17 protein-coding genes and 1 tRNA gene are annotated in these 20,300 nt (G+C 38.1%); 8 read left to right on the top strand and 10 right to left on the bottom strand.

Going from position 1 to position 20,300, the window contains the following annotated elements:
* Positions 1–7: 7 nt before the first annotated feature.
* The 4 genes from MLC35_RS06480 to MLC35_RS06465 are packed head-to-tail and all read left to right on the top strand — an operon-like array spanning position 8 to position 3,360.
* On the top strand, positions 8–1,705 hold the full coding sequence (locus tag MLC35_RS06480) for an acetolactate synthase large subunit (RefSeq protein ID WP_346388802.1): 1,698 nt from the start codon (positions 8–10) through the stop codon (positions 1,703–1,705).
* Complete coding sequence (gene ilvN, locus MLC35_RS06475; RefSeq protein WP_151900246.1) at positions 1,705–2,181, top strand: acetolactate synthase small subunit; 477 nt, start codon at positions 1,705–1,707, stop codon at positions 2,179–2,181. Before MLC35_RS06480 ends, ilvN begins: the two co-directional genes overlap by 1 nt.
* A gap of 4 nt (positions 2,182–2,185) precedes the next feature.
* Positions 2,186–3,136 (top strand): UDP-3-O-(3-hydroxymyristoyl)glucosamine N-acyltransferase, encoded by a 951-nt coding sequence (gene lpxD, locus MLC35_RS06470; protein WP_346388801.1) that lies wholly within the window; start codon positions 2,186–2,188, stop codon positions 3,134–3,136.
* A gap of 20 nt (positions 3,137–3,156) precedes the next feature.
* Positions 3,157–3,360 carry a hypothetical protein gene (locus MLC35_RS06465; protein WP_193149839.1) on the top strand — a complete coding sequence of 68 codons (204 nt, stop codon included), beginning with the start codon at positions 3,157–3,159 and terminating at the stop codon, positions 3,358–3,360.
* An 8-nt stretch (positions 3,361–3,368) separates the two neighbouring features.
* Here MLC35_RS06465 and MLC35_RS06460 read toward each other — a convergent pair whose 3' ends face one another.
* The 10 genes from MLC35_RS06460 to MLC35_RS06415 all read right to left on the bottom strand — a co-directional run bounded on the left by MLC35_RS06460 (position 3,369) and on the right by MLC35_RS06415 (position 12,714).
* Positions 3,369–4,541 carry a pyridoxal phosphate-dependent aminotransferase gene (locus MLC35_RS06460; RefSeq protein ID WP_418640357.1) on the bottom strand — a complete coding sequence of 391 codons (1,173 nt, stop codon included), beginning with the start codon at positions 4,539–4,541 and terminating at the stop codon, positions 3,369–3,371.
* A 77-nt stretch (positions 4,542–4,618) separates the two neighbouring features.
* Positions 4,619–5,320, bottom strand: coding sequence for a serine O-acetyltransferase (cysE, locus tag MLC35_RS06455; protein ID WP_151900250.1), 702 nt, complete (start codon positions 5,318–5,320; stop codon positions 4,619–4,621).
* Positions 5,321–5,328: 8 nt separating this feature from the next.
* A complete protein-coding gene (gene speA / locus MLC35_RS06450; RefSeq protein ID WP_346388798.1) occupies positions 5,329–7,158 on the bottom strand; it encodes a biosynthetic arginine decarboxylase in 1,830 nt (609 codons plus the stop codon).
* Between the two features lie 8 nt (positions 7,159–7,166).
* A complete protein-coding gene (locus tag MLC35_RS06445) occupies positions 7,167–8,894 on the bottom strand; it encodes a glutamate synthase-related protein (RefSeq protein ID WP_434636239.1) in 1,728 nt (575 codons plus the stop codon).
* Entirely contained in the window at positions 8,895–10,109 is a 1,215-nt protein-coding gene (gene hisS, locus MLC35_RS06440; RefSeq protein ID WP_434636237.1) for a histidine--tRNA ligase, read from the bottom strand.
* 6 nt (positions 10,110–10,115) lie between these two features.
* Positions 10,116–10,709 (bottom strand): dTMP kinase, encoded by a 594-nt coding sequence (tmk, locus tag MLC35_RS06435; RefSeq protein WP_151900254.1) that lies wholly within the window; start codon positions 10,707–10,709, stop codon positions 10,116–10,118.
* Positions 10,709–11,191 carry a pantetheine-phosphate adenylyltransferase gene (gene coaD / locus MLC35_RS06430; RefSeq protein WP_230973320.1) on the bottom strand — a complete coding sequence of 161 codons (483 nt, stop codon included), beginning with the start codon at positions 11,189–11,191 and terminating at the stop codon, positions 10,709–10,711. The genes tmk and coaD overlap by 1 nt, the downstream gene beginning before the upstream one ends.
* Positions 11,178–11,720, bottom strand: coding sequence for a UbiX family flavin prenyltransferase (locus MLC35_RS06425; protein ID WP_151900256.1), 543 nt, complete (start codon positions 11,718–11,720; stop codon positions 11,178–11,180). Before MLC35_RS06425 ends, coaD begins: the two co-directional genes overlap by 14 nt.
* The gene (gene flgA, locus MLC35_RS06420; protein WP_434636233.1) at positions 11,717–12,493 is read right to left on the bottom strand and encodes a flagellar basal body P-ring formation chaperone FlgA; all 777 of its coding nucleotides are present in this window, start codon (positions 12,491–12,493) and stop codon (positions 11,717–11,719) included. The genes MLC35_RS06425 and flgA overlap by 4 nt, the downstream gene beginning before the upstream one ends.
* A gap of 137 nt (positions 12,494–12,630) precedes the next feature.
* Positions 12,631–12,714 (bottom strand) — tRNA-Leu (locus MLC35_RS06415).
* Between the two features lie 149 nt (positions 12,715–12,863).
* Between MLC35_RS06415 and MLC35_RS06410 the strand changes: the two genes are divergently transcribed.
* From MLC35_RS06410 to acnB, 4 genes are all read left to right on the top strand, one after another.
* A complete protein-coding gene (locus MLC35_RS06410; RefSeq protein ID WP_418640355.1) occupies positions 12,864–14,924 on the top strand; it encodes a flagellar biosynthesis protein FlgL in 2,061 nt (686 codons plus the stop codon).
* Between the two features lie 51 nt (positions 14,925–14,975).
* Positions 14,976–17,150, top strand: coding sequence for an FtsK/SpoIIIE family DNA translocase (locus MLC35_RS06405; RefSeq protein WP_151900259.1), 2,175 nt, complete (start codon positions 14,976–14,978; stop codon positions 17,148–17,150).
* A complete protein-coding gene (locus tag MLC35_RS06400; RefSeq protein ID WP_151900260.1) occupies positions 17,150–17,542 on the top strand; it encodes a putative quorum-sensing-regulated virulence factor in 393 nt (130 codons plus the stop codon). The genes MLC35_RS06405 and MLC35_RS06400 overlap by 1 nt, the downstream gene beginning before the upstream one ends.
* Before the next feature lie 125 nt (positions 17,543–17,667).
* Positions 17,668–20,217, top strand: a complete 2,550-nt coding sequence (acnB, locus tag MLC35_RS06395; protein ID WP_151900261.1) for a bifunctional aconitate hydratase 2/2-methylisocitrate dehydratase — start codon at positions 17,668–17,670, stop codon at positions 20,215–20,217.
* The last annotated feature ends 83 nt before the right edge of the window (positions 20,218–20,300 follow it).

The following is a 20,300-nucleotide window of genomic DNA, read 5'->3' as shown; positions in this document are numbered from 1 at the left end:
ACTTTTCATGCAAATTAGTGGCGCACAGATGGTCATTGAAGCTTTAATTGCAGAAGGCGTAGATACAGTTTTTGGCTACCCTGGCGGAGCAATTATGAATGTCTATGACGAAATCTACAAACAAGACAAATTTCAACATATATTAACTCGTCACGAGCAAGCAGCGGTTCATGCTGCAGAGGGTTATTCAAAAGCCAGCGGAAAAGTCGGTGTATCTATGATAACAAGCGGTCCTGGGTTCACAAACGCTGTAACAGGTTTAGCAGATGCATACATGGATTCTATTCCTTTGGTGGTTATTTCAGGACAGGTTCCAATGAGTTTAATCGGAACAGATGCCTTTCAAGAGATTGATGCGGTTGGAATAAGCCGTTCCTGTACAAAACACAATTATCTTGTTACAGATGCAAAAGATCTGCCGCGTATACTAAAAGAGGCTTTTTATATAGCACGAACAGGCCGTCCAGGCCCGGTTCATGTTGATATACCCAAAGATGTGACTGCACAGGTTGCAGAATTTGATTATGATGTGGAGCTGGATTTAGAAACATATAAACCGCATGTCAAAGGCAATCCCCGTCAAATCAAAAAAGCTATGGAGGCGATAGCAAATGCAAAACGTCCTTTGTTTTACCTCGGCGGCGGTATCATTAATTCAAATGCAGCCTATGAGGTAAGAGATTTGGTACATACAACAGGCATTCCTGCTGTTGAGACATTTATGGCCAGAGGAACATTGTCTTATGATGATGACCTGCTTATAGGGATGCTAGGAATGCATGGTTCCTATGCGGCAAATATGGCGATGAGCGAAACAGATCTGGTCATTGCCCTCGGTGCCAGATTTGATGACCGTGTTACCGGAAAATTAAGTGAATTTGCAAAAAATGCTGCGGTTATACATGTAGATATAGATCCTGCAAGTATTTCAAAGCTTGTTAATGCAAACTATCCTATAGTAGGTGATGTGAAAAATGTTGTCAATGAGATGCTTAAACTCACCTCCATGGTAAACAGTGACAACTATGAACAGTGGAGAGAAACGATAGAAAATTTTGCAGAGTTGCATCCACTGACATTTCATGAAGATACAGAAAATATCAAGCCACAGTGGGTAGTAAAACGTGTAGGTGAGCTTCTAGGTGATGATGCAAATATTTCAACAGATGTCGGACAGCATCAAATGTGGGCGGCACAGTTTTATCCGTTTACGAGACCCCGTCAGTTTATAAGTTCCGGTGGACTCGGAACTATGGGCTTTGGTTTTCCGGCGGCTATGGGTGTCAAAGCGGCTGTTCCTGAAAAAACAAGTATCAACTTTACCGGAGACGGCTCTATTTTGATGAATTGTCAGGAGTTAATGACAGCCGTTGAGAAAAAACTACCGGTAATCAATATTATTCTGAATAATAATTTTTTGGGTATGGTTCGCCAATGGCAGACACTCTTTTATGACAAACGCCACAGTGAGACAGATCTTTCTGTACAGCCGGATTTTGTAAAACTTGCGGAAGCTTTTGGCGGAATAGGGTACAGAGTTACTACAAAAGAGGAATTTGATGCCGCTTTAAAAGAGGCTGTAGAAAAGAATATTGTTGCATTTATTGATGTTAAAGTTGAACGGTTTGAAAATGTTATGCCAATGGTTCCATCAGGCGGAAGCCTGTTTAATATGATGTTATTAGAGAAAAAGGAGAGTAAATAATGACTGACAATACAGAAAGAAGAGTAGTTTCCGTTATCGTTGTGAATGAAGCGAGTGTATTGTCCCGAATTACCGATCTTTTTTCCGGACGTGGCTACAACATTACATCCTTGACTGTTGCCCCAATTCCTGAGAGTAAATATTCCCGTTTGACAATTGTCACATCAGGTTCGGTGCGTGTGATTGAGCAGATAACAAAACAGTTGCACAAACTCATTCCTGTTTTACGGGTTTATGAACATGCAGATTTGGTTGAAAAAGAGATGGCACTGGTCAAATTTCCTATTACAGAAAACATAAGTGATATCAGCGCTATCTGTAATGCTTACAATGGAAAAATAGTCAATGTTGGTAATGATGTCATTATAACCATGGTTGCTGACGAGCCCAAAAGAGTCGATCACTATCTACAGGCGATTAAAAAATATAATCCAAAAGAGATAGTCAGAAGCGGCGCTGTTGCTTTAGAGAGATAAAAAGATGAAGCTGAGTAAAATAGCTTCAACATTAGAGTGTAGTATTGTCGACAATGATATTGATATTGTAGGAATAAATACTCTTAAAGATGCAAAAGAGAATGAAGTCTCTTTTGTGTCCAACTCAAAATATGTAAAAGATCTCGAAAATACAAAAGCTGCAGCAGTTATAATTTCTGAAAAATTAGCTTCAAAACTCCCTGCAAACTGTATTCCTTTGGTAACAAAAAACCCTTATTGGTCCATGGCCATACTCTCAAAATATTTTGCGCCGCCCGTAGAAGATGAGAGACTTCCTCTCCCGCAGATTGGGAAAAATTCAAAAATTTCTCCCAAGGCTGAAATAGCAAATGGTGCGGTAATCGGTGATAATTGTATAGTTTTGGCACATGTTTATATAGGTGCAAAAAGTGTTATAGGAAACAATACAGTTATTTATCCAAGTGTGACAATATACAGAGACTGTCAAATCGGCAATGACTGTATAATCCATGCAAACACAGTTATAGGTTCTGACGGATTCGGATTTGCGACAAATGAAAAAGGTGAGCATAAAAAGATTTATCAAAATGGGAATGTAGTTGTAGAAGATGATGTTGAAATTGGAAGCAATACCAGTATTGACAGAGCTGTTTTTGGCTCTACTTTGATAAAAAAAGGAACACGCATTGACAATCTTGTGCAGATTGGACATAACTGTGAAATCGGTGAGTATTGTGTTATGGTTTCTCAGTCTGGTCTTGCAGGTTCAACAAAACTTGGCAGAAATGTTGTTATGGGCGGGCAGGCTGCCGCAGCCGGTCACCTGGAGGTTGCCCCTTTTTCAACTTTTGCTGCACGAAGCGGAATAACAAACTCTGTAAAAGAACCCGGAAAGACATATGCAGGTTTTCCTTTGATGGGGCACAGACAATGGCTTAAACTTCAGGCAAAACTTGCTAGACTTATCAAGTAAAAACACAACAAGGAGTTAGTATGTCAAAAACAATCCCGTTAAGCGGAACAAAAAACGGTGTTATATCGGTAACAAAACTTGAGGAACCATATGGTGAGGGAAGCGGTACTGTAGCTAGTATAGGAATTTCACTCTCAGGTGATGCCCAAAATCCGGAATGGAAAGTTCATATTCCATTGGATAATTTAGAAGAAGTCATAAAGGCTTTATCTGAGCTAAAGTAGGTTTTTGCCTACTTTGCTTTGAGTTCCTGCACAAACTCATCAATTCTTTTAATACCTTCTCTGATAGTTGCAATTCCCGTAGCAAAACTGAATCTGAAATACCCTTCGCTTCCAAAACCAACACCAGGAACAACGGCTACACCTTTGGCTGCTAAAAGTTCTTTTGCAAAGCCTAGTGAATCATTACTGACTTCTTGAATATTGACAAAAAGATAAAAAGCACCATCCGGTTTTAAAACACTGAGTCCGTTGATTTTATTAAAAAGTTCTACAGCTTCATCACGACGCTTGATAAACTCTTTTCGCATCATTTCTATATCTTCATCTGCACTGCCGTCAAGTCCTGCAATAGCAGCATACTGTGTCATGGTATTGACATTGGATGTGCTTTGTGACTGCAGTTTTTTTGTTGCTTTGATAATTTCGGTATGGTGTGATGCCATATATCCGAAACGCCAGCCTGTCATGGCAACTGACTTGCTTAAACCATTGATGGTGATTGTTCTTTTAAACATGTCTTCACTGACTGCTGCTGCTGAAGTAAAATCCCCGTCATATATCAGTTTTTCATACATTTCATCGCTGGCTACGAGAACATCCGTCCCTTCAAGCACTTTTGCCAAAGCAGTGAGTTCTTCTTTGGAATAAACTGCACCGGTAGGATTTGACGGTGTTGTAAGAATCAGCATTTTTGTATTTGGTGTCAATGCTTTTTTGAGCTGTTGGGGAGTGATTTTAAAGGCAGTCGCATCACTTGTCTGAATTTCTACGACAGTCCCGTCAAAATATTTCACAAGTTCAGGGTAGGTTACCCAGTATGGCGCAGGAATAATAACCTCATCGCCTTTTTCAATTGTTACAGAAAAAAGATTAAACAAGGAATGTTTTGCGCCATTGTTAATGATAATCTGGTTAGGGTCATATGTTAAACCGTTGTCTCTTTTGAGTTTGGCAGCGACTGCCTCTTTGATGGCCGGAATCCCATCTACTGCGGTATATTTTGTAAAACCGTTGTTGATTGCATCTATAGCCGCGTCTTTGATAACTCTGGGTGTATCAAAATCCGGTTCTCCGGCTGAAAAACTGAGAATGTCTTTACCCTCTGCTTTTAACTCTTGTGCAAGCGCTGTAATTGCTATTGTAATTGATTCAGATAGTTTATCTATGCGTTTTGCTAGCATTTGAACCCTTTTTTATAATATATTTGATAAATTATACTAAAAAAAAGATGTATATTTGTTGAGAAAAGAGCGAAAAATTAATTTTTCATTGATTTTATAAAAGATTCATATATATGTTCAAGTTCAAGGTCTTGATCTAGAAGATCTTTATTTTCTTTTACTAAAATATGTTCAAGTATAGCCACACGCTTGAGAAGGTATTCAAACATCTCTTTGTTTATATCAGGGAGCATATTGTGCATAAAAGGATCTTTACATCTCCCTTTTTCAATGATATGTGCAGGCAAACCGACTGCTGTGGAACAATCAGGAACTTCTTTGACGACAACCGAGTTGGCACCGATTTTTGCATATTCGCCTATTGTGATGTTTCCCAGTATCTTTGCGCCGGCTCCGATTACCGCTCCCTTTTTGATAGTCGGATGTCGTTTGCCGTGAGTTAAAGAAACACCACCGAGTGTTACACCCTGATATATGAGCACATCATCTTCAATGATGGCAGTCTCTCCGATTACAACTCCAAAACCGTGGTCAATAAAGACACGCTTACCAATACTCGCGGCAGGGTGGATGTCAATATTTGTAAGTATTTGGGTTATTCCCATGATTGCCCTTGCTGTACGGGTAAAGTTGTTTGTATAAAGTTTATGCGCTATTCTGTACCATGCAACTGCCCATACACCAGGGTAATTAAATAAAAAATCAATTTTTGAATTTAATGCAGGATCATTTCTGTACGCATTTGAAAAGTCTTCCTTGATATCGGCAAATATTCCCATGCTCATCCTTAATTTGTTGTTCTTAAATAGCCATTTTGATATAAAAATCTTTCTAGCTGCAGCAGTGTATCATTTTTTTCTTTTTCTGTAATAAAGCTGGCATTTGAGAGTTTGTTTTTAACTTGATTTAATATTTCATGTTTGTCATATCCTATTGATTCAAGTATCTCCAAAATACTTTTTGATTCTACTGCATTTGTTATATTGTATCCGGAGTCATTGATTGAAATTGTATACTCACTGGGGTGTGTAAAAAGATTATGGTTCATTCCCAGTGTCTCCTGATAGGCACCAATATTGAAAAAAGCCAAAAAATAATCTTCTTCATCAATATTAACGTCATGGAGATATAAAGGTTTGTCCGGATCAAAGCCTATTTCTCCGTCACTGTCACAGGTAATATCCCAAAGAGAGGCTGCTCTGAGCGGGGTTGTGTTTAAATGATGAATGGGCATCACAGGAAAATGCTGTCCCAGTCCCCAGTAATCAGGCAGACTCTGAAAAACAGAAGCATTAATGAGATAGCGTTCCTGGAGCTTAATCTGGAGCTGTTCGAGTTCATTGGTCGGATTGGCTGATTTAAGATAGAGTGCTTTTTTTATAATATTATGCACCAGAATTTCTGCGTTTGAACGGTCTTGAAGATCAATATAGCCTAAATCAAAAAGCGTGAAAAGTGATTCCATATGATCAAGCGCATCATGAAGATATTCTATACAGTTGGCATTGTTAAGAAGTCTGTTCAATTCTATCAGTTCTTCAACCAAAGGCGGATTTGACTCTTTAAAATTTAAAAGTTTTTCCTGATAATCCTGAGTGAAAAGTTCTAAAACAGGTGTAATCAATACAGCATGTGAAGCAACTATAAAACGTCCTGATTCCGTAAATATATCCGGATGTGCAACATTTTTGCTGTCCATGATTTCACCAAGTAAAAAAACAACAGAACTTGAAAATTCATCTATTGAGTAGTTACGTGCATGTGATTTTTCATGTTGGTCATATTCTACAGCCAAACCGCCGCCGATGTTGATACTTGAAAGTGCATCAGCACCCATTTTTTTCAGTTCCGCATAGATATTTCCGGCTTCACGGAGTGCTTTTTTCAGCGGAGCAATGTCTGCTATCTGTGAGCCGATATGAAAATGAATCATTGTCAGTTTCTCAAGCAGATTCGCATCTTTGAGGAGTTTTATTGCCTCAATGATTTCTGTTGAAGTCAGTCCGAATTTTGCATCCATTCCGCCGCTTTTTGCCCATATGCCGCTGCCTGCACTGTGCAGCCTGACACGTATGCCGATATTTGGAACTTTTAAATTGGATTTGGAAGCTACATCAATAATGGTTTCAAGTTCATTGAGCCCTTCTATGGTGATGGTGATATTCTGACCACTGTGTGCTGCTATAAATCCCAGCGTAAGCATCTCTTCGTCTTTGAATCCGTTGACAGTAATGTTGGCTCCGTCAAGCACTTTGCTCATTGCCAAAATAAGTTCAGCCTTGCTTCCGGCTTCAAGTCCGTAGTTATACTTTGCGCCCTGTGATGTAATTGCCTCAACAGCTGCCGGAAACTGGTTTACTTTGAGCGGAAAAACAGCTTTAAACTTTCCTTTATAGCTGTTTTCTTCAATAGCTTTTTCAAAATAGTTGTAGAGTGTTTTAATCTGTCTTTTGACCAAATGAGGAAATCGTAAAAGGAGAGGTCCTTTAACATCTTTTGCCCGTATATTGTTGACTATATCAAGCAGAGAAGGCATAGATTTGTAATTAAGTTTGATTTCACCGTCTTCTATAATAAAGTTTTTGTTTGCCCAGATATCAAGGCCGAAATTATTCATCATTTATCCTAAATTTTAAATTTTTGCTGAAAATATTTGTCAATATCAAAATATATTTCACCACTTCTATTTTTATAGGTAAGGAGGCTTTTGTTTAAGTCTTTAATGCTTTTTATACCCATTACTGCCATGACAGTCTTCATACTTTTAAGAAGATTTTTATGATAGTGTCCAATTTGTATGCCTTTTTTTATTACAAGATAGGAGGCTCTTTTTTTTGGATCCTGTGTTGCCATGCCGACTGGGCAGACATGTGTTCCAAAACCAGAACACATTTTTGCCCGGATACACCCGCCACTCATCATAAATGCACGTGCAATGCCTACAGCATCAGCACCCATACACAAGGTGATGACAGCATCATCGGGTGTTAGAATTTTTCCACTGGCAATTATTTTGACATCTTCTCTGATATTATATTTTTTTAAAAGCATATCCAGAATATAAAGTGAGTTGTTTGTTGTGAGGCCTACTGATTCCATTAGCTCAAGCGGAGCAGTTGCGCTGCCACCCTCACCGCTGTCCACTGTGATGAAATCTGGTATAAATTCACCATAATTTTTTCTTTTGGCAAGTTTTTGTACCAGTGTTTCTACAGAGGCTATGTCTGAAATGACTATTTTGAATCCAACCGGTTTTTCTGAGAGTCTTTGCAGTTTTTCAATAAAATTTAAAAGATCCTCTATTGTATCTGCATAAGGGAACCTGTTGGGAGAAATGATGTCTTTTCCCTCTTCAACACCACGGTAGTAGGCTATGTCCGCTGTTACTTTTGAACCTGCGAGTTTTCCGCCTGTCTGTTTTGCTCCCTGGGCTATTTTAATTTCAGTCATTTTGCAAAATTTCATTATTTTTTTATATTTTTCTTTATCAAAATTGCCGTTTTTATCTCTGACACCATACAAACCAGAACTGATTTGAAAAATCATATCCGGCAGCTCCTTTGGAACTTCCTTCGGAAAATATTCTATGGCTGCTTCCCAGTTCACACGAAAAAGAAGGTGGCTGGAGGTATCATAAATATAGGTATTTTGGGTTTTTTCATTCAGTAAAATATCTCTGTACCATTTCAGCGCTACTTTTTTATTAAAGAAAAAATCTCCGATTTTAAAAGCAAGTTCTGCAAAAGGGGTACTTTTGACAACTTCAAGATATTTTGAATTGTTCGGATCTATTTTGAGGGTAAAAAGATGGTTGGAAGTAAGTGAACCTTCTCCTGTATTGATTGTCAGGTTGGAATCTCTTCCCGCTAAGCTAAAGGCTCTCACTGCTTCGGGAGACAGGGCACCGTCACTCATAGCAGAACGGATAATCGGTGTTTGCGATACAAAAGGGTATTTTCTGTTCTTTCCAAAAACTACCTGCATGTTTTGATCAACTTCCTCATCGTTTAAAACACTTGTAGCATGTTTTAAGATAAATCTTGATCCTGAAAAGGGCTGGCTTACGGAAAATGACTGGTAGTTTGGTTTGTTCTTGGCTGCTGTATACACCCAGTCAACCTTGTCTTTGGAGTCATAAAAAGATTCTTCTGCAAAATATTGACGCAGTGGTTCACGGAGGGCCTCAAAAAAATAACGAAATCTTCCTATAATCGGGTAGTTTACAAGAAGAGCATGCTGTCTTTGCACATATCTGTCGTATATGTAAAGAGCGATGACTGCTATTATGATGAGCACGGCAAAATATTCTACAAATTCGTCTAAAAAGTGCCATAAACCATGAACCCACTCCATCTAAAATTCTTTGAGCGGAATTGTCTTTTCAATTTTATTTTCTAAATCTTTAACCCAAATTGTTCCGTTGCTCATTTCATTTGTACCAATAACGCAGCAGTATTTTGCATTCATTTTATCCGCACTTTTGAGATGATTTTTGAGGTTTTTCGCCTTATAATCGCAAACTGCTTTGTCTGTAGCCCTTTTTTTATGTGTCAGCGTGATTATTGTATCTATGGCTTCTTCGTCCATAGCACCAAGATAATAGCCTTCTCTTAATTCCTGTGGCATTTGTATGAGTTCCAACAGTCTTTCAATACCCATCGCAAAACCTACAGCAGGGGTAGGGCGACCGTCTAAAAACTCTACAAGTCTGTCATATCTTCCACCACCGGCAATAGCACTTTGACTGCCTATATTGTCACTGACAAATTCAAAAGCGGTTTTGGAGTAGTAGTCAAGTCCTCGTACAAGATTCGTATCTACTTCATAGCTGATGTCATTTGCATCAAGTATTTTTTTCAGTTTTTCAAAGTCATTGTCACAGTTTTCGCACAGTGAATGTAAAAGTTTTGGAGCATTTTCGTACAAAGATTGACACTTTTCATTTTTACAGTCAAGAACACGGATGGGGTTCGTACTTTTTCTTCGTTTACAGTCTTCACAAATTTCATCTTCAATACTTTCTATAAAAGAGACAAGGGTGTCACGGTACTCAGGCATGCAGTTGTTGTCACCGAGTGAATTGATCTGTAGTCTATAGCCGATACCAAGTTCTTTGAGTATGTCACTGACCATCATGATCATATTTGCATCTTCATACACACTCTCAATACCGAAACTTTCAACGCCAAACTGATGAAACTCTCTCAAACGTCCTTTCTGGGGTCTTTCATAACGAAACATAGGACCATGATAAAAAAATCTGTGAATCCCGCCTGCTTTGTCTAATTTTTTTTGAATAAAAGCCCGTACAACACCGGCTGTTCCCTCAGGGCGCAGACAAACATCATTGTCTCCCTTGTCCGTAAACTGGTACATCTCTTTGCCGACAATGTCACTGCTCTCTCCGACACTGCGTTTAAAAAGTGCCGTCTCTTCTAAAAGTGGTGTTTCTATATAGTGAAAACCATATCTTCTGGCAATGTTTTGTGCCACATCCAAAAAATAAGTAAATCGTTTTGATTCGTTTTCATCAAGTATATCATTCATACCTCTTAGTGATTTAATCATAATTCTTTATCCTTTTAGCATTGTTTCATTTTTAATATTATCTAATATTTCTTTTGTGATTTCATCTCTGTTTTTTGTGGCATCAATTTCAATCAACGGCACACCCAGAAGAAGACTTGCTTCTTTGATACTCTCTTGAATCTTTAACAAATATTCACTGCCTCTGAGTTCAATGCCGTCAAGTTTTTTTTGCGAAAGTCTGTATTTGAGTTCCTGTTTTGTCAGACGCAGTAAAAAAATTGCCTGGGGATATATTTTTTTTGTTGCGAAATCATTCAGACTGATCAAATCTTTTTTACTGATACTTCCCTGGGTGAGTGCATAGGCGACACCACTTACAGCACTTCTGTCTGAAATAATCATTTTGTGCAGATTTGGTTCTATTACCTCTTTTATATGTTCTGCTCTGTCTGCAAGAAAAAGAAGAAACTCTGCTCTTTTGCTTTTTGTTTTTGCACTCAAAACAAGTCTGCGAATTTCTTGTCCTATAGCAGTTCCACCGGGTTCTTTTGTAATGACTGCATCAGGAAAGTACTTTTTCAGTGCTTCTATCTGTGTACTTTTCCCGGCTGTATCAATACCTTCTATTGCAATATACATCAGCGCAGACTCCCTATAACCTGCTGTACCTCTTTTGGTAAGAGGTGATCTGTTTTTCCGTTAAACTTTAAAAGATTCCTGACAATAGAAGAACTGATAAAAGCATGTTTGAGTTTTGGCATCAAATAGACTGTTTCTATGTTTTCATCAAGGGAGTTGTTGAGATAGCCGAGTTGCAACTCGTATTCAAAGTCACTTACAGCACGAAGCCCTCGTATAAGCACCCTTGCATCATGTTCGTGTGCCAGATCTATAGTAAGGTTGTTAAAACCTGTAACACGGACATCTTTGATGTCTTTGACGGCAATTTCGACCATTTTTATTCTTTGCTCGAGGCTAAACATGGGATTTTTGTCTTTTGACTGAGCAACAGCGACAATCACTTCATCAAATAAATTTTTTGCACGTTCGATAATATCAAAATGTCCATTTGTTATCGGATCAAATGTCCCCGGGTATAAAGCGATTTTACGACTCTTCAATTTGCCACCTTTTATATAAACTGTTTTCAATTTCCAGTAAATCAAACCATTTGCCAATGAGAAAATTTTCCATTTCATCAAGTGTCTGCTGCTTTGAATAATATGCCATAACAGGCGGCGCAATAATGATGCCCAGGCTTGCAAGTTTATGCATATTCTCTAAATTAATGGCAGAAAAAGGCATCTCTCTCGGTGCTAAAATAAGCTTTTTCTGTTCTTTGATTACAACTGCAGCGCACCGTGTAATCAAGTTGTCCGAAATTCCACAGGCTATTTTTGCCAGTGTATTCATAGAACACGGTGCGATAATCATAGCATCAACCCCAAAAGAGCCTGATGCAACAGAGGCTGCAATGTTTTTATTATTATGGGCAGTGACATTACTCATTTCATGTACAAGTACTTTTTCTGAATTTTCTGTCATGATAAAATGTTTTTCAACAGATTCAGGAAGAAGTTGAATGATTTTCAGACCAAGGTTCACACCACTGGCCCCACTGCTTGCAACTACTATTTTTCTTTTTTTCATTGTACCTCTGCTTTGTTCTTTCCGGTTATAACAACTCTTATTTTTTTTCCATTTCTCTTTATAACACTGACAGTGTCTCCAAGTCTTCCGTTTTGAAGTGCTTTTGCAGAAAAATAGATATGTATTGCATTGTTGTTAAAATTAACACTGACACTCGAGCCGCGTTTGACTAAAAACAAACCGACAACATCTCTTTTTGTTATAATATTACCTGCTTGAATGTTGTGCTTACTTTGGTAGTGCTTTACATGTAAACCCTCTAAAGGCATCGCTTTGAATTTATCCAGTATTATACTCTTTTTTTGTGTATTTATATTGGTGAGTTCATTATCTTTTTTGATGTTTTTTCTGGCAAACAAAATGGAAACAGTGGCTAAAATTTTATATTTAAAAAATATTTTTTTATTATCATCTGTTTTTATATATAAAATGCCCTTGTTGGACAAGTGTGCTTTGGTGCTAAAATGAACAGTGTAGCGTTTTGGGAGTTCTTCCATATAATGTGTGGGAAAGAGCGTTATTGTAGATATTTTTATATTTTTATATTTTTCTCTATAGTGCTTTTTTATACTGTTTTTTATATACGTTGTATTGATAGGGCTTTTTTTTGTGAACTGTATGTAACTGTGTTTTGAAGTAAAATTGTCAAAACCGCTTTTGTGAAGTATTTTTAAAAGTTCTTTTTTTTGTATACGTTTTGAATGTCTGTTTTTGTCTATATCAAAAAGTTTTCTGTCATTTTTTTTACTTACAGGTACAATATCTGAAAGCATAATAAAATCATTTTTTATATAATAATTGCTTCGAAGAGTGTTGGCAGCGAAAATAGTTGAAAAAGAGATGAGTAGAAGAATTATTTTTAGAAATAACATAAGTATCTCTCATTTTGAGAACTAACAACTGTAAAAAGTGGTACCAGAGAGGGGATTTGAACCCCTAAGCCGTGAGGCGGCGGATTTTGAATCCGCTATGTATACCGTTCCATCACTCTGGCAAATCAGCTGTTGAAGTTGGAATGATAGTAGGAATTTACTTAAAAGTAAATAATATTTGGCCGATAATACCATTAAATGGAACTTTTATTGCTATACTTTGCCAATAATTGCCAGAAACCAAACAATATTTTGAAAACGGAGAGATATTATGCGTGTAACATCAAGTATGTATTACAACAGTCTGTATGCTACAAATAATTTAAAAATAAACAATGAACTTTTTGATGTAAATAAGCAGATTGCCTCAGGATTGAAAATTCAATATGCCAAAGATGATGTAAGAACATTTACAGAAACTATGCGGCTTGACAATGAGCTCGTTACAATAGGGCAGGTGAAAAAGAGTACAGAAAGCGGGTATAAAATTTCAAATCAGACAGATGTTGTTCTCAATGAGTTTGAAACTTCACTTGACAGAATGAAGACTCTGCTTATAAATGCCGCAAACGGCACACACAGCCCTGACTCTCTTGATGCCATAGCCGGAGAGCTTCGGGGTTTGGAAAAACATTTTAAAAACCTGGCTAACACTTCGATTAACGGGCAGTTTTTATTTTCTGGTTCTGCTGTCAATACAAAACCGATAGATGCAAACGGAATATATCAGGGGAATGATGCAGGAATGAACTCTGTGCTTGGTTCAAATTCCACACAAAAGTATAATCTCACCGGAGCAGAACTTTTTTTAGGCGAAGAACAAAATACAAAAAGAGAAATCACAACAAATGTAATCAACAATGATTTAATTAACGGTGGAATAATTACTGCAGACAGCAGCATTAGAGATTTGATGGGTGATATAGATGATGATACAACTACAGTCAACAAAAATTATTTTTACATCAGAGGGACCAGAAGTGACGGCACCGCCTTTAAAGTCAGAAAAGAGTTTGACGATACGGCAAAAGTAAGTGATTTACTGGATGAAATAGGCAAAGCATACGGAAACAACGGCAGTATAAACGTGGTAAATGTGAGCCTGAATGCAAATGGACAGATTGTTGTCCAAGACAAACAGAAAGGTTCAAGCAAACTGGATTTTCATATGGTGGGGGCGGTTGATTTTGATTTGACGACAGATGAAAACGGTGATACCCAAAACAATGATGCACTCGTAAATGATATAGATTTGCTGGATGTCGGTGAAAAAGATTATGCAAAAATAAAAGACGGAACCGCTACATCAAGCCTCTATGTCAAAGAGTTTATCCAGTCAGGTTTCATACCGGCTGCCGGTGCAGCCAGCAATATAGAAGGGATAGTGTATGACAGAACACAATTTTCCAAAAGCGGTGCAGAACTCACATCAAATGTCCCTCAGATTCTAAAAGAGACAAATGCCTTTGCCTCTCCATCTGCAAAAATTTCCGAAGTAGCTGATCTGTCTCAGGGAACACCCGGTACGCTTGATGCAACCGTATTGAATCTGGAAGGAAATGATATTAACGGTAATCCTTATACCGCAACAATAAATTTAGATTCCGCAGGTTCAACTTTTACAATTGGTGGAAATACTTATGATATTTTTAATATGCAGACTCCAAGAACAGCAACAGCTGCAGATAATGTAACCTATCAGCAACTGATGGATGTTCTCAATATGATTGTTACCAATAACCTACCTACCGGAACTGCAGCAAATGACTATGATAATGCAATAATAGCTTCAAACACACAGGGAAACACTTCTTTAACCTATGACGGAAAGTTGAAATTCACTGACTTGACTGCTACTCAGACACAATCGACAATAGCACTTTATGATGCTAACAGTGATAATTTTACAGCAGATGCTTCTGTTATGACCTTTAATGCAAACAACGCTTTAACTATTGTTGATCCAAAAACAGATTTTTTTAAAAATCTTGATGAAGCCATTACTGCTGTAGAAGATCATAAACTTTATCCGGACAGTTCCAGCGGAAATATGCGAAATCAAGGAATAGAAAATGCGCTTGCAGCAATAGACAAACTGCAGTCACATGTCTCCAGAAGCCATTCGGTTGTCGGTGCACAGTCAAATACCTTAAACACTTCACTCGAAAGAACAAGTCTGCTGGAAGTCAGTACAATGACCCTGCGCTCTGAAGTAATAGATACAGATATTGCAGAGGCCTCTTTGCGTTTGTCTCAACTTAACTTAAACTATCAGGCGATGCTCTCAACTGTGGGAAAAATTTCGCAATTAAGTCTGGTAAATTATTTATAGGATATACTTTTATATATTATTTATCCCTTCTTACTATAAAGGTTTTCTAGCTTGAAAGATACTCTGTTTATTATCATTTTTGGTGTATTAATTTATCTCGGTTTTTCAACTCTTTTTGGTCCAACTGGGCTTATGGGCAGTTATGGTGCTACTTTTTCTTCTTACAATCAGCTTTATTTTGGTTATATATCGTTTGTATATCTCTTTGTGCTGCTGTTTCCTTTGTATTTTCTGTATAAAGATACATCTTTTGGTTTTAGAAAGTTAGAACTGGGTGTTGCTTCTTTTTTGCTTTTATGCTCTTCTCTTATCGCACAGGCCCTGCTCATAACAAATGAATACAGAGGAAAATTCGGTGCAGATTTTGTAGACTTTTTATCTCCCTATATAGGTGTTTTCGGATTATGGGTATTTTGGTTTATTATTACGGCGGTTGCCATGGTGATTCTTTTTGATAAAAGCAGTTCGGAGATCTTACATGTAGTCATATCTTCACTCAAATCCAACAAACCGAAGAATGCAGCAACTTTTGTTGAAAAGGAACAGAGTGAGACCTTGCAACAAGATGAAATCATGCAAAAAGAAGAGAACAAAGAGACAGAGCATGTTGAACAAACCCAAGACGAAGAAATAGACAAACCGGCATATCTAAGAAAAGAAAAAAAGCATGTAGCGGCAGAAGAAACAAGTGAGACAAAAAAAACTATTTTAGATATTGCCGCGGATGTAAAAGAGCATAAAAATACTGTTATCGTTGATGAGCTTGAAGAAAATGCAAAACTCTTGGCTAATATTGAAAAAGGGAAGGTAGAAAAACCCAAAAACTTTAAGCTGCCTTCTGTAGATTTTTTGCAAAAGCCGAATAAAACAACACATAATGTGGATGAAAAAGAGCTTGATGACAAGATACGCTATCTTATTGAAAAGCTGGCACATTTTAAAATTGACGGAGATGTTGTGCGTACCTATGCAGGTCCTGTAGTTTCTACCTTTGAGTTTAAACCGGCAGCCAATGTGAAAGTGAGTAAAATACTTAACCTCCAAGATGATTTGGCGATGGCGCTTTCAGCGGAGACTATTCGTATTCAGGCACCTATCCCGGGAAAAGATGTTGTCGGAATAGAGATTCCAAATGAAGCAGTAGATACCATTTATCTGCGTGAGCTTTTAGATGACAAACTCTTTAAAGACTCGGCCTCACCACTTACTATAGCGCTTGGAAAAGACATTGTCGGCAAGCCTTTTATTACTGATTTAAAAAAGTTGCCGCATTTGCTTATAGCAGGTACAACAGGAAGCGGGAAAAGTGTCGGGATCAATGCTATGATACTCTCACTTTTATATAAAAATTCTCCTGATCAGCTGCGTCTTTTGATGATTGACCCGAAAATGCTTGAGTTTTCCATATATAATGATATCCCGCATCTGCTTACTCCTGTCATTACAAAGCCAAAACAGGCTATTGTCTCACTTAACAATATGGTCGGTGAAATGGAACGGCGTTACGAACTCATGGCTGAGAGTCGTACCAAAAATATTGAAAATTATAATGAAAAAGTAAAAAAGGAGGGTGGTGAACATTTCCCTTATATAGTGGTAATTATTGATGAATTGGCTGACCTGATGATGACAAGCGGCAAAGATGTTGAACTCTCCATCGCAAGACTTGCACAAAAATCACGTGCCTGTGGAATTCATCTTATCATCGCGACACAAAGACCGTCTGTAGATGTTGTTACGGGACTTATTAAAGCCAACCTGCCTTCACGCATATCCTACAGAGTAGGACAAAAGATTGATTCAAAAATCATTTTAGACCAAATGGGTGCAGAATCACTTCTGGGGCGTGGAGATATGCTTTTTACGCCTCCGGGTTCGCCGGCTTTGGTACGCCTGCATGCTCCGTGGGCTACAGAAGAAGAGATAGAGAAGATAGTAGATTTTATTAAAGCGCAGCGAGAACCAAATTATGACAAAAGCTTTTTGATAGAAGAGACGAATGCCGAAGGTGGTTCTGCTTCAGGCTCTAATGAAAGCTATGAAGAACTTGATCCTTTGTACGAAGAGGCGAAAAATGTAGTTTTAACTGACAGAAAAACATCTATTTCTTATCTGCAAAGAAAACTACAGATTGGATATAACCGTTCTGCAAGAGTGATAGAACAGCTTGAAAATGAAGGAGTTCTCTCTTCTCCAAATGCCAAGGGTGTCAGAGAGATATTGTAATGCCAAAACCGCATTTTATATTTATGAAACAAAAAGATTCTTTTTGTGTACATGTAAAGAATCTGGAAAAATTACGTGTTGAACAGATACAGGAAATAGAAGCATTTGTTGCGCAAAGAAAAGGGTACTTTGATTTTACTGCCTACACATTCAGTATTGGAAAAAAACTTGAATATCGGGAATTTGTAAAACTTCTTGATATGTTACATGTAGAAGCTTTGGTTGAGGAAGCTGTTTGTGCTCCGCAAACCAGCGCCAGAATTTCTTTTGGGCAATACAAAGGAATGCTTTACAATGAACTGCCTGATTCTTATCTGTTATGGCTCAAAAACAACTATATGGGCAGTGACAGAGAAATCATCTGCACTGAAATTGCAAAACGCAGACTCTAGTGTTACTTTTCTATACAATGAAGTAATTTTACGCAATATAGATGTATAGATTCGTAACACTGTCGATATGATTACTTTTCTTTTAGCTATAATGTCCCCAAATTAAATTTACAATAGGAAGTATTATGGGATTTAGAGAAGACTATAAAGCACATGTAGAAGAAAGAGCGGCACTTGGTGTCCCTCCATTACCTCTTACTGCTGAACAGACAGTAGAAGTTATCGAGTTTATTAAAACAGGTGAATATGTTGAAGAGATGCTGGATCTTTTAGAAAATCGTGTATCTCCGGGTGTAGATGATGCAGCCTATGTCAAAGCAGCATTTTTAAACGAATTGGCAAGTGAAGAACATCATGTGGCAGCTATTCCACCTGAAAAAGCTGTCCAAATGCTTGGTATGATGCTTGGCGGATACAATGTAAAACCATTAATTGATGCTTTAACGTCAAAAAATGTAAAAGTTGTTGCAGCAGCTATTGAAGCACTTTCCAGTACATTATTGGTATATGATGCGTTCAATGATGTTGAAGAGTTGCACAAAAAAGGTGTGACTGCAGCAACTCACGTTTTAAATGCATGGGCAGACGCTGACTGGTTTACAAAAAAACCTGAACTTCCTGAAAAATTAACTGTTACCGTATTTAAAGTTCCTGGTGAAACAAACACTGATGATTTGTCTCCTGCTTCTGAAGCATTTACACGTTCAGACATTCCTTTGCATGCAAACTCTATGCTTGCTGCAAAAATGGAAGATCCAATCGGAACTATTAACAGACTAAAAGAGCTTGGCCATCCTGTTGCCTATGTTGGTGATGTTGTAGGTACCGGTTCAAGCCGTAAATCAGGTATCAACTCTGTACAGTGGCACATGGGAGAGGATATTCCGGGTGTTCCAAACAAACGTACCGGCGGTGTAGTTCTTGGCGGAACAATCGCACCTATTTTCTTTGCAACAGCAGAAGACTCGGGAGCACTTCCAATCGAACTTGATGTTTCCCAAATGGAAACAGGTGATGTTATTGACATCTATCCGTATAAAGGTGAAGCACATAAAGACGGTAAATGCATCGCTACATTTACATTAAAACCAAATACTATTACTGATGAAGTACGTGCAGGCGGTCGTATTCCACTTATTATCGGTCGTGGGCTTACAAACAAAGCACGCAGTGTTTTAGGAAAAGCTCCGGCTGATATTTTCTTAACACCTGATCAGCCTGAAGATACTGGTAAAGGGTATACTTTAGCACAAAAAATGGTTGGTAAAGCATGTGGAATGGATGGTGTTCGTCCGGGTATGTATTGTGAGCCTGAAATGAGTACAGTCGGTTCTCAAGACACAACAGGTCCTATGACAAGAGATGAGATCAAAGAACTTGCTGCGCTTGGGTTCAATGCTGATTTGGTATTACAGACTTTCTGTCATACATCTGCGTATCCAAAACCGTCAGATATTAAGATGTTCCATACATTACCTGACTTTATTGCAAACCGTTCAGGTGTTGCTCTTCGTCCTGGTGACGGTATTATCCACTCATGGCTAAATAGAATGGTTCTTCCGGATACTGTAGGTACGGGTGCAGATTCACATACTCGTTTTCCTATCGGTATCTCTTTTCCAGGCGGTTCCGGAATCGTTGCATTTGCAGCAGTTACAGGTTCTATGCCTTTGACTATGCCGGAATCAGTTCTTGTAAAATTTAAAGGAAAAATGCAACCGGGAATCACATTACGTGACTTGGTTAATGCTATTCCTCATCAGGCTATAAAAGAAGGTCTTTTGACAGTTGAGAAAAAAGGAAAGAAAAATATTTTTGCCGGGCGTATTTTGGAAATTCAGGGCTTGCCTGATCTGAAAGCCGAACAGGCATTTGAGTTGTCAGATGCATCAGCAGAACGTTCTGCTGCAGCATGTACAGTTCAGTTAGACAAAGAACCAATTATTGAGTACTTAAAATCTAATATTACACTTTTAAATTCTATGATTGATGCAGGATATGAAGACCATCGTACATTGGCACGTCGTATTGTGAAAATGGAAGAGTGGTTGGAAAAACCTGAACTGATGAAAGCGGATGAAGATGCAGAATATGCGGCAGTACTTGAGATTGATTTGGATCAAATCACAGAGCCTATTTTGGCATGCCCGAATGATCCGGATGATGTTGCTACACTTTCAGAGATTTTAGCTGACCCTAAACGTCCGCATAAAATTGATGAAGTATTTGTCGGTTCATGTATGACAAATATCGGTCACTACCGTGCACTTGGTGAAGTATTAAAAGGCGAAGGTGCTGTTCCTACCCGTTTATGGGTTTGTCCTCCGACAAAAATGGATGAGAAACAACTTGTAGAAGATGGCTACTATGCAATCTTTGGTGCTGCAGGTGCAAGAACAGAAGTTCCGGGATGTTCATTATGTATGGGGAATCAGGCACGTGTATCAGATGGTGCAGTAGTGTTTTCAACATCAACACGTAACTTTGACAACCGTTTAGGAAAAGAAGCACAGGTTTATCTTGGTTCTGCTGAACTTGCAGCGGTATGTTCACTTCTTGGAAAAATTCCGACAAAAGAAGAGTACTTGGAGTTAACGAAAAAAATAGAAGGGAAAGAAGATGATATCTATAAATATCTAAACTTCAACCTAATCAAAGATTATAAGCTTAACTAGCTGTATGCAGAATGAAACTAAATTTCATTCTGCCAAGTTGAACTAAATTCACAGTGCAATAAATGGACTAAATCCATTTTTGC

The sequence above is a fragment of the Sulfurimonas sp. NW7 genome (assembly GCF_051132265.1).
GTDB lineage: Bacteria > Campylobacterota > Campylobacteria > Campylobacterales > Sulfurimonadaceae > Sulfurimonas > Sulfurimonas hydrogeniphila.
The sequence above is the reverse complement of the archived record's forward strand: the minus strand, read 5'-3'. Positions and strand labels throughout refer to the sequence as shown.